The 6,373-nt window shown below is 40.7% G+C and carries 2 protein-coding genes; both read right to left on the reverse strand.

Annotated features, from left to right (window positions below; genetic code table 11):
- Positions 1-158 precede the first annotated feature (158 nt).
- Positions 159-6,071: an AAA family ATPase gene (locus RM347_RS35475; protein ID WP_322719575.1), complete on the reverse strand. Its 5,913-nt coding sequence runs from the start codon at positions 6,069-6,071 to the stop codon at positions 159-161.
- 74 nt (positions 6,072-6,145) lie between these two features.
- Positions 6,146-6,316, reverse strand: coding sequence for an ATP-binding protein (locus RM347_RS35480; protein WP_322719576.1), 171 nt, complete (start codon positions 6,314-6,316; stop codon positions 6,146-6,148).
- Between the last annotated feature and the right edge of the window lie 57 nt (positions 6,317-6,373).

Here is a 6,373-nt window from a genome sequence, read left to right on the forward strand (position 1 = left end):
TGCTGACTCCTGCCATGAACTTCTGCTCATATTTCTTCCTTAACTATCTTTATCATTTTTTTAGTGAAATGGTATCACGCATTAGACACAAAGAGTTTCTACTTCCTGCCTCCTGCCCTCTGCCTTCCTTGATAAGCGATATTTCATGATTGAGTGCCTCAGTACAGATGGTCACCTCCCATTTTCTGCCGCACTGGAATTGTAATCACAAACTCTGTACCTTTTGCTGGGTATGAGTTGCAGTGTATCGAACCCCCGTGTTTTTCCCTAACAATTTGTTGAGCGATCGCTAACCCCAATCCCGTCCCTTTTCCCACAGCTTTCGTAGTAAATAAATGGTCAAATACTTTTTGTTTGACTTCTTCATTCATCCCTTTACCATTATCAGCAATCGTTATTTGAACCTGATGATCTTTCAATGAGGTTTGAATCGTAATCTTGTTAGGTTTATCTTGAATTTCTTCAAAAATCCGCCCAGAATTCGACTCATCTAAGGCATCAATGGCATTCGCGAGAATATTCATAAAGACCTGATTTAATTGCCCAGGAAAACATTCAACCTGGGGTAAATTACCATACTCAGTTATCACTTCAATTGCTGGACGCTGTTCATTTGCTTTGAGGCGATGTTTGAGAATTAAAATCGTACTATCAATACCTTCGTGGATATTAAATGGCACTTTGTAATCTTTATCTGCACGGGAGAAAGTTCTTAAACTGGTACTGATATTTTTCAGGCGATCGCACGCTATCACCATTGAATCAATTGCTTTCGGTAAATCTTCTAAGGTATAATCTAAATCAATTTCTTCAGCATGATCTTTGATTTCATCGCCAGGATTGGGTAAACTTTCTTGATAAAGTTTCAAGTGTTCAACAATATCTGCAAGGGTGGGTTTAGCTTGTTTGAGGCTAGCAGCAATAAAGCCTAAAGGATTATTCATTTCATGGGCTACCCCAGCGACTAAATTACCCAGTGCTGACATTTTCTCACTCTGAACAATATGTAATTGCGCTTGTTGTAAATCTTCTAAGGCTGTTCCGAGTGCTTGAGATTTTTCTGTTACTGCTGACTCAGCTTGTTTGCGATCGCTAATATTAATAGTTGTCCCGACTACGCGATAAACTTTGCCAGTCTCATCTTTTAATGGACTGAGTGTAGTTAACCACCAAGCTTTCTGGTTATTAAATGTTAGACATTCTTCATAGGTGATGGGTATTCCGGTTTGGAAACAACGCAAATAATTTTGATATACTACTGCACCTTCATGACCATGTAATTCTTGCGGGGTTTTACCCAGCACTTCCGAAGCCGATATACCAATCGCTAGTTCGCAGGATTTACTCCATCCTGTGTACTCAAATCTACCATTATCCCGAATATCAGTCACAAAGATGAGACAGCCAACACCTTCGTAAATACTACTTAGGAACTTTTCTCGCTCATGGAGATGATTATATAATTGGGCATTTTCCAAAGAAATTGCGGCTTGAGTGCAGAGAAAATTTAAAACAGAAAGGCGATCGCTAGTAAATACCCCTTGAGTCAGTTGATTTTCTAGGTAAAGAATCCCTACTAAATGCCCTTGATTAATAATCGGGGTACATAATACACTCTGGGGTTGTGTTCGGTGCATATATTCCCCAATTAACCCAATAATATCGGTTTTGCAATTATCTATAACAACTGTTTGCTTGGTATTTTTGACGTAATTGATAATATTTACAGGAATATCTTGACAATTGTCGAGTGATTGTAATTCAAGAATGGTTTGTATTTTCTCATGAGCAATAAAGGTAATTGCTCGGACTTGCCAAGTATTATCTTGGGGAAGCAGCAATACACATTTTTTCGCGCCGGAGTTTTCTAGAATAATGCGGGTGAGGCTGGTAATGAGTTGATCTAATTCCAGAGAACTGGAGATAGCTTGAGCGGCTTTGAGGACAGAGGTAAAATCCAGAACGTCAGAAATACTGGTGCTATCAGTGCTAGAAGTCCGAGTAGATGAAGAAGTGCTACGAAAACTAATAGTTTCTAGGGTATTGAAGTTGATTCGTTGCTGTTGCAGAATGGATTGGAGTAGTTGGGGATAGCGTTTTTCTAGGTCTTCTATTTTGGCTTTTGCGCCCCAATGAGCGTAGCAGTAGTATGCTTCTTGCATATATGCTTGGGCGACTTTTTCTTTACCCCAATCGAGGTAGAATTTGGCTAGCAGTTCATTGCTAAGTGCTTCTTCTTGAATGTAGCCGTTGGCTTTGGCGAGGGAGATGGCGCGATCGTAATTTTCAAGTGCTTCTGCTTTATTGCCCAACACTCGTTGTTTCTCAGCCTCAACTAAATGCCATTTATGCAGATGATTCATGGGAGCATTTTGCGCCCATTGGTACAGAGTGGTTTGATGGATTTCTACCTGTCCGAGAATTTCGGCTGGTTCAATTTCTCGCTGGCTGGGAAATAGTGCCAAGTACGTCAGGGCTGCATAGAAATGGAAAATCGGAACAAAAATCAATCCTGAGACTCCGAGCAAATACTCCTTGTCTTGGTGAATATAATCGATCGCAGCCTTGTAGTTGCCAAAAGAATAGGCAAGCAACAGTTTGTAGATATAGAGTTCGGCCATCACCGTGAGTTCATTAGCCTGACGATGTTTGGGAATCATCACCGTTTCATCGTAGATAGTGCCACTCAAACAATCCGGCTGAATCCGGGTTTCCCTGAAGTTCTGTGCCGCCTGCCGCATAATACTTACATAGGTCTGGGCAGAATGTTGCTTCACCTGAGTTAAAGCGGCGTTGTAACTTGCTATATCTGACTCCAAATTGCTAAGTTCAGAGCCACTCCAAAAAACCGCATAGCTGTAACAACATACGTTATAGCCAGCGTGTAAAAAATCGCCAGTTTCCATACCAGAGGTAAAACCAGCTTTCAGCAACGGTATCGTTGCCGAGAGAGCTTCTTGGTGATGCTGAATAAAGCCACCAAACAACATGGAAATTATGGATTTGAATTCTCCCACATTGAACCGATCTAGCAAATTCAATGCCAATTGGCCAAAGCCGTAGCCCCCTTCAACCTCTCCCAAAAAGGCACACAGCACCATTCCGTGAAGTGCATACCCCACAGTGGAGGCGGGCGTATTCCCAAACTGAAGCGATAGAGTCACCATTGTGGAGCTAATCAGGGGCAATAAACCCGGCATTCCTTGGAAAACAGGTGCAAACAACATTCCTAACAGTTGCATGGCTGCCTGTGCTTGGGGATCGGTCATCATTGGGAGGTCAGCTAGTTCCTCAATTCGTTTGCCTTCAAGTTGACTGGCAAGGATTTGTATAGCTCTACCAATCTCAGCATCCTTTGGCTCGATGGGTAGTTCAACCCCCAATTGTAAGAGGGCATCTCTGCCGACTGCGATCGCTTCTAATAGTCTGCTTTGGGCAGTCTGGGCAGCAATTTGAATTTCGTAAATTTTAACTTTGTCTAAAATCGTCTGGGCTGATTGCAACACCTGCACCGCTATCTCTTCCATACCATCAAAGTCAGCATTTAAGTAGGCGGCTTCGGTGGCGGCAACATAGAAACTCAAGGTCAATTCATATTGATCTTGCCAGCAATTCACTGTGAGCAGCTCAATCCCAGTTTGTAAATAGGCTCTGGCAGCAGCATAAGCAGTAGAATTTTTAGCTTTACCTCCTGCTGCTAAGTTAAGTCGAGCCAAGGCTTCTCGCTCGTTTGATTGAGCGATCAACTCTTGCCCTAAATTCAAATGGCCGACAATATCAAACAGTTTTTCTTCTTGTTCTATTTGAGAGGAATTTTGTAGAAGTAATTGACCAATTTTGAGATGAGTTGCTTGTTTCTGGTTATCAGGAATTAGAGAATAGGCAGCTTGTTGTACTCTGTCATGTAAAAATCTATATTTGGCTAATTGTTTATTGGTATTCCCAGTTGACAGCGCCAATTTATCGTGATTTTCTCCCTGATAAAATTTATAAACATCACTAATTGGTAAAATCAACCCTTCTTGTAAAGCTTTCCATAAACTAGCAGCCGTTTCTATTTCTGATAATTCCGAAACAATTGCCAAAGTTGCTAAATCAAATTGATTGCCAATACAAGCCGCTAACTGCAACACTTTTTGAGTTGAGTCATGTAGTCTTTGTAATTGAAATACCATGAACTTAACAACATCATCTGTAACCGCTTGCTGATTTATTTGGGTAATATCACATTGCCAATACCCTGACTCCAAATTAAATTCAATTAATCCATCTTGGTGTAATGCCTTAAGAAACTGGATAGCGAAAAATGGATTGCCTTGAGTTTTCTGAGATACTAATAGAGAAAGGGGTAATGCCAAACTTTCTGTACATTTAAGTGCATCAGCAACTAATTGATTGACTTGCCCTTGACTAAGTGGTGCTAAAGTAATCGTATTAATCGTAGCTGCTGTTTTTTGGATATCATTCAAAGTCAACATTAACGGATGTGCCGGGTTGACTTCGTTATCACGATAGGCACCAATTAAGAAAAGATGACCGGCATCAGCCATTAATAACTGCATTAACATCAATGATGCCGAATCAGCCCATTGCAAGTCATCTAAAAACATCACTAATGGATGTGCTTCAGTGGTAAAGACTTGGGTAAATTTCTGGAATAATAAATTAAATCGATTTTGTGCCGCAGTTCCTGATAATTCTGTAGCTGGTGGTTGTTGACCAATAATTCTTTCTAATTCGGGGATAACTTCAATAATTACCTGTCCATTATCACCTACAGCGGCTAAAATATCAGTTTTAAATTGCTGGATTTGAGCATCGCTTTCTGTTAATAATTGCCCCATTAAATCTCGGAAGGCTTGTACAAATGCTGAAAAGGGAATATTTCGTTGAAATTGGTCATATTTCCCTTTGATAAAATAACCGCGTTGTTTGACAATTGGTTTATGAACTTCGTTAACTACAACGGTTTTACCAATACCGGAAGAACCAGCTACCAGCATCATTTCTGTTGCACCTGTACTAACGCGCTCAAATGCTTGCAGTAAGGTTTCTACTTCTGTTTCTCTGCCATAAAGTTTATCGGGGATAATGAACCTGTCGCACACATCCCGTCGTGCAATTGGAAAACTCTTAATTTCACCAGTTTCTTGGAGTTGAGATAAACAATTTTCTAAATCAAATTTCAGTCCCAATGCACTCTGATAGCGGTCTTCAGCATTTTTTGCCATCAATTTGATCGCGATGTCATAGAGAACTTGGGGAATCTGTTCTCTATCCGCTAAGATTGGTGGAAGTTTTGCTAAATGACAATGTACCAACTCCATCGGGTCATTTGATTGAAACGGTAACTCTCCCGTGAGCAGTTCGTAAAAAGTAACACCTAGAGAATAAAAATCAGTTCGATAATCAATCCCCCGATTCATTCTTCCTGTTTGTTCGGGAGAAATATAACCAAGTGTCCCTTCCAAGACATTGGGATTCATCAGTGTTTGAGTTTCCCGTGGTAGTAGGGATGCAATACTAAAGTCAATTAATTTAACTTGTTTGGTTTCTGGATTAATTAAAACATTGGCGGGTTTGATATCTTTATGAATAATCCGGTCGCGATACAATATATCTAAGGTGTTGCACAGTGCGATCGCTATCTTTAAAAACTCGATCAAGGATTCTAGGGTTCCCCCCACTCCCGACTCAGTACAGACGCGATTAATGAGCCAGCGCGTTGCGGGGGTTCCCCCCGTTGTAGCGACTGGCGTCGCGTCTCTCCTAACTCCCCATTCTTTGAGAGAAATCCCCCCAAAGTCTTCCATTACCAACGCATAACCATTTTGGTAAGGTTCTAGGCTGTAGGTTTGGACGATTAGCGGTGAGTTAAGATTTTTGGCAATGGTGTACTGATTACGAAACGACAAGAGTTCATTGAAGGTGGGATAAGGATTTTTCAGCAGTTTAATCACTACTCTTAATGAGTCAGTCTCTCGATACCCTCGATAAACTAGGGTTCTGGAACCATTGTAGAGTTCTTCACTGATGCGATATCCGGGAATACTGACCATACTGCTAACCATATTCCTAAATCCTTAATATTTCCAGATTTAGTATTCCCAGATAGCTATAGTTGTTTAACCAAAAGAGCGCACAATCATACCGGAATTTCAATGATAAATTCTGTACCATTACCCAGAACTGAGTTAAAACTCAATTTTCCGCCGTGAGTTTCTTCGACGATTTGACGAGCGATCGCTAACCCTAATCCTGTCCCTTTTCCGACAGCTTTCGTAGTAAACAAATGAGATTCTTCAGTACTTGTTATGCCAAATTATTAAGATATAAATACAAGCAATGTCAAAAAATGTATCAATAATTTGCT

The sequence above is a fragment of the Nostoc sp. ChiQUE02 genome, from assembly GCF_034531305.2.
In the GTDB taxonomy this organism is placed as follows: Bacteria; Cyanobacteriota; Cyanobacteriia; order Cyanobacteriales; family Nostocaceae; genus Nostoc.

Bases quoted from the DNA above. Each gene is read 5' to 3' on its own strand.
- RM347_RS35475 (WP_322719575.1), bottom strand. From the start codon at position 6,071: ATGGTTAGCAGTATGGTCAGTATTCCCGGATATCGCATCAGTGAAGAA.